The sequence below is a fragment of the Mycobacterium sp. ZZG genome, assembly GCF_054786995.1.
On record NZ_JBTBFV010000210.1, the window covers coordinates 1 to 510 of the forward strand.

Sequence of the window (510 nt, forward strand, 5' to 3'; positions counted from 1 at the left end):
GACTCACCACAGCGCACCCTGACGTGCTGCGTGAGCTGCTGGCCACGTTCATCCACACCCTGATGGGTGCAGAGGCCGACGCCCTGTGCGGCGCCGGCTACGGCGAGCGCAGCACTGAGCGGACCAATTCCCGCAACGGCTACCGGCACCGCCAGTTCGATACCCGCGCAGGCAGTCTCGATCTGGCGATCCCCAAGCTGCGGCAGGGCTCGTACTTCCCGGACTGGCTGCTGGAGCGCCGCAAACGCGCCGAGCGGGCGCTGACCACGGTGGTGGCGACCTGCTACCTGCTCGGGGTCTCCACCCGACGGATGGACAAGCTCGTCGAAACGCTCGGCATCACCTCGCTGTCGAAGTCGCAGGTCTCGGTGATGGCAAAGGAGCTCGACGTCGCCGTGGAGGCGTTTCGCACCCGACCGCTGGACGCCGGCCCGTACACGTTCGTCGCCGCCGACGCCCTGGTCCTCAAGGTCCGCGAGCAGGGCCGGGTGGTCAACGTGCACGCCCTGA

Annotated in this window: 1 protein-coding gene; it reads left to right on the forward strand. The window is 68.6% G+C overall.

From position 1 onward, the window contains the following. Positions 1–510 (forward strand): transposase (locus ACXMYJ_RS29395; RefSeq protein ID WP_460359585.1); only part of this gene is annotated, 510 nt, incomplete at both ends.